Source organism: Neisseria sp. HMSC055H02 (assembly GCF_001813335.1).
GTDB classification, from domain to species: domain Bacteria; phylum Pseudomonadota; class Gammaproteobacteria; order Burkholderiales; family Neisseriaceae; genus Neisseria; species Neisseria sicca_C.
In genome coordinates this window covers 5,021-8,743 of record NZ_KV812125.1, presented here as the reverse complement: position 1 = coordinate 8,743, position 3,723 = coordinate 5,021, and the positions used below count along the sequence as shown (strand labels likewise).

Genomic DNA, 3,723 nt, shown 5'->3' with positions numbered 1-3,723 from the left:
GTCCTGATTTAAATTTAATCCACTATATTAAGTGTAAGGTCGTCTGAAAAACCGAATCAAGGTTTTCGGACGACCTTTTAGCGTTATCAATATCTCGCCATCGTCCCATCCACCTGCAAAGCCCAAGCATCAATCCCGCCTTGCAGGTTAAACAGATTTTCAAAACCTGCGTTCGCCAGATACATCGCCGTATGCAGGCTGCGGATGCCGTGGTGGCAGTAAACCACAATCGGCAAATCGTCGTCGGGCAGCTCGTTTTGGCGCAGCGGAATCAGATTCATCGGGATATGGATGGCGTCAGGCAGGGCGCAGACGGCTGTTTCCTCGTCGGTTCGCACGTCCAGCAGATGGAACGCGCGGCCTTCTTCCTGCCATTGTTGCAGTTGCAGCGGAGTGAGTTGCGGGATCGTCATGATATTGTGTGTGTGAAATGATGGAAACGATGAAAGGTCGTCTGAAAACGTTTCGCCATGTCCGGCTGGTTTTCAGACGACCTTTGATTTCAAAAAAGTTTAAAAATCGAAATCGCCGAAAGGACGGTTTTCTTTGTCGTCCAAATGCGCGACCAGCGTGTCGAACAGGACTTTTTCTTCAAATTTGCCGCCCTTGCGCGTAATCAGCAGCGCGCGCTGTACCGGCTGACGGCCGACGATGACCACCATGCGGCCGCCGTCTTTCAACTGTTCTTTCAATACGTCAGGCACGCGGTCCACCGCGCCGCCGACGTAAACCGCATCAAACGGCGCACCCGCGGAAGGCTCGGTCAGCCCGTTGTTTTGCACATAATCGATATTGTTCAAAGCCAAGCCGTCCAACACTGCTTTGGCGCGGTTTTGCTGCTCGGCATCGAGGTCGTCTGAAACCACTTTGCCCGCCAGTTTCGCCAAAAGCGCGGTCGCATAGCCCGAACCCGTGCCGATTTCCAAAACCGTATCGGTTTGGGTCAGCTTCAAACCCTGCGCCAACCGCGCTACGATTTTCGGCTCGAGCATCTTATGTCCGTTGGCAAGCGGCAGCTCCATGTCGGCATACGCCAAACCCTGCAAAGACTCGTTCACGAAACGCTCGCGCGGAATCTCCTCCAAAGCGTCCAAAACGTCAAAATCCAATACATCCCACGGACGGATTTGCTGTTCGACCATGTTGAACCGCGCTTTTTCAAAATCCATTTTGTGCTCCGTTAAATAATTGTTTTAGCAATGGCAGACATTATAAAACCACACTCCCGCCGCGCCAACTTCAGCGCGCGCCGCCCGCCTGTTTTTCAGTCTCAAGCCGCCTGACGCGAAGCCTTAAACCGTTTCGCCAAAATCTTCGCCAGTTCGCCCAAATACAAAGCATCCGTTTCATCAAACTGCGCCAGGTGTTCGCTATCCACGTCCAACACGCCGATACAGAGGTCGTCTGAAAACAGCGGAACCACGATTTCCGAACGCGACAACGACGAACAGGCAATATGGTCGGGATGCGCGTTGACATCCTTAACGACCAGCGTCTCGCCCTTCGCCCAAGCCTGACCGCACACCCCGCGTCCGAACGGAATCCGCGTACACGCCAAAGGTCCCTGAAACGGCGCCAAAACCAATTCGTCCGTGCGCGTATCGACCAAATAAAAACCCACCCAAAACCAGCCGAACGCCTCCTTCAAAACCGCCGCCGTGTTCGCCAAATTCGCCACCCAATCTGTCTCGTCCGCCACCACAGACTCAATCTGCGGCAACACCTCCCGATAAAGCGCGGCCTTGTCCGAAGCCGAAAAATGAAGCGCGTGCATAGCCATGTCCTATATATGTGTATATCAAGCAGTTATTATAAAACAGGTCGTCTGAAACAGCATTTCAGACGACCCCGGGCATCCCGTTTCAAGTTGCGAACCCGTCGCATATCCACTAAACTTCACGTTACATCACGCTACACGCAGCGTACAGCCAAAGAAACACAACACGGAGCAAAAAAGATGTATCACCAAATCGGAATGTGGGATCAAAAATGGGTCATCGGCAACTGGAAAATGAACGGCCGACTCCAAAACAACAACGCACTCATGCACCGCTTCCGCATCATGCCCACCGCCGAACGCGTCCTCATCGGCCTCGCCGCCCCGACCGTTTACCTGTTGCAACTGCACAACGCCATGCAGATTGTCCTCAACAACCGCATCCTCACCTGCGCCCAAGACGTCAGCCGCTTCCCCAACAACGGCGCCTACACAGGCGAAGTTTCCGCAGAAATGCTCGCCGATATCGGCACAGACATCGTCCTCATAGGACACTCCGAACGAAGCCTCTATTTCGGCGAGAAAAACGAAATCCAACGCCGCAAAATGGAAAACGTCCTCAACGTAGGCCTCATTCCCCTATTGTGCGTCGGTGAAAGCCTCGAAGAGCGCGAAGCCGGCAAAGAACACGAAGTCATCGCCCACCAACTCTCCGTATTGCATGGACTGAACACCCAAAACATCGCCGTCGCCTACGAACCGGTATGGGCAATCGGCACCGGCAAAGTCGCCACCGTAGAACAAATTGCCGACATGCACGCATTCATCTACAAAGAAATCTTGTCTTTGTGCGGAAGCGATGTTAAAATCCGCGTTCTTTACGGCGGAAGTGTGAAAGCAGACAATGCAGCCGACATCTTCGCAGTACCTCATGTAGACGGCGCATTGGTTGGCGGCGCGTCATTATCGTATGACTCATTTACCGCCATCATCAACGCAGCACAAGCCTCGTAGAAAACATATGGAAGCCTTTAAAACCCTTATCTGGATTATTAATATTATTTCCGCTTTGTCAGTGGTTGTGTTAGTATTGCTGCAACACGGCAAAGGCGCGGACGCAGGCGCGACCTTCGGGTCAGGCAGCGGCAGCGCGCAGGGCGTATTCGGTTCTGCAGGCAACGCAAACTTCCTGAGCCGCGCAACCGCCATCGCAGCGACTTTCTTCTTCGCAACCTGCATGGCAATGGTTTATATCCATACCCATACAAACAAACATGGTTTGGACTTCAGCAATGTGAAACAAACCCAGCAGGCTCCGAAACCTGCCGCTCCCGCTGAAAACCAATCCGCACCTGCTGCACCCGCTCCTCAGCAGCAGAAATAACAGTTTTCAAAATGCCGACATGGTGAAATTGGTAGACACGCTATCTTGAGGGGGTAGTGGCCGTAGGCTGTGCGAGTTCAAATCTCGCTGTCGGCACCAACACACAAAAACGCTTAGAAATTCTAGGCGTTTTTTTTCGTTTAATCCCATCTAATACCATCAACCAATCTCAATAAATACAAGGCTCTCGGACTGATTGCTATCCTATTGTCTTCTTTCTGATTGTATAATTTCGTCTAATTCAGCCTATTGTCTTCTTTCTGATTGTATAATTTCGTCTAATTCAGCCTAATTGGAGTAACCTAAAATTTACGGTATCTTTTGCGGTATCTGAAAAATACCTCGAAAAAATACCGTAAAAATGAAGCTGAATGACCGACAAATCAAAAACGCCAAGCCTGCCGAAAAACCGTTTAAGCTGAATGACGGCAAGGGCTTATATTTGTATATCAATACAAGCGGCGGGAAGTTATGGCGGTTTGATTTTTCGCATAACGGCAAACGTAAAACGCTTTCAATCGGGAAATATCCGACCGTATCACTGGTAGAAGCCTGCGCCGCTGCCGAGAATGCCCGCCGCTTGCTTGTATCTGGGCAAGACCCCAGCGAAGCCAAGCAACAG

Annotated in this window: 6 protein-coding genes and 1 tRNA gene; 4 read left to right on the top strand and 3 right to left on the bottom strand. The window is 51.4% G+C overall.

What is annotated here, in order from left to right; all coding sequences use genetic code 11:
* Positions 1-86 precede the first annotated feature (86 nt).
* The 3 genes from HMPREF2907_RS10005 to HMPREF2907_RS09995 form a co-directional block, all read right to left on the bottom strand.
* A complete protein-coding gene (locus HMPREF2907_RS10005; protein WP_070682589.1) occupies positions 87-413 on the bottom strand; it encodes a rhodanese-like domain-containing protein in 327 nt (108 codons plus the stop codon).
* A 99-nt stretch (positions 414-512) separates the two neighbouring features.
* Positions 513-1,169, bottom strand: coding sequence for a protein-L-isoaspartate O-methyltransferase family protein (locus HMPREF2907_RS10000; RefSeq protein ID WP_070682588.1), 657 nt, complete (start codon positions 1,167-1,169; stop codon positions 513-515).
* Positions 1,170-1,270: 101 nt separating this feature from the next.
* Complete coding sequence (locus HMPREF2907_RS09995) at positions 1,271-1,774, bottom strand: GAF domain-containing protein (protein WP_101809925.1); 504 nt, start codon at positions 1,772-1,774, stop codon at positions 1,271-1,273.
* A gap of 183 nt (positions 1,775-1,957) precedes the next feature.
* On the opposite strand from HMPREF2907_RS09995, the gene tpiA reads away from it, so the two are divergent.
* The 4 genes from tpiA to HMPREF2907_RS12730 all read left to right on the top strand — a co-directional run.
* Entirely contained in the window at positions 1,958-2,731 is a 774-nt protein-coding gene (gene tpiA, locus HMPREF2907_RS09990; RefSeq protein WP_070682586.1) for a triose-phosphate isomerase, read from the top strand.
* Positions 2,732-2,738: 7 nt separating this feature from the next.
* Complete coding sequence (gene secG / locus HMPREF2907_RS09985; RefSeq protein WP_003759305.1) at positions 2,739-3,101, top strand: preprotein translocase subunit SecG; 363 nt, start codon at positions 2,739-2,741, stop codon at positions 3,099-3,101.
* A gap of 13 nt (positions 3,102-3,114) precedes the next feature.
* Positions 3,115-3,200, top strand: a tRNA-Leu gene (locus HMPREF2907_RS09980).
* A 262-nt stretch (positions 3,201-3,462) separates the two neighbouring features.
* Positions 3,463-3,723 (top strand): Arm DNA-binding domain-containing protein (locus tag HMPREF2907_RS12730; RefSeq protein ID WP_141754445.1); only part of this gene is annotated, 261 nt, incomplete at its 3' end.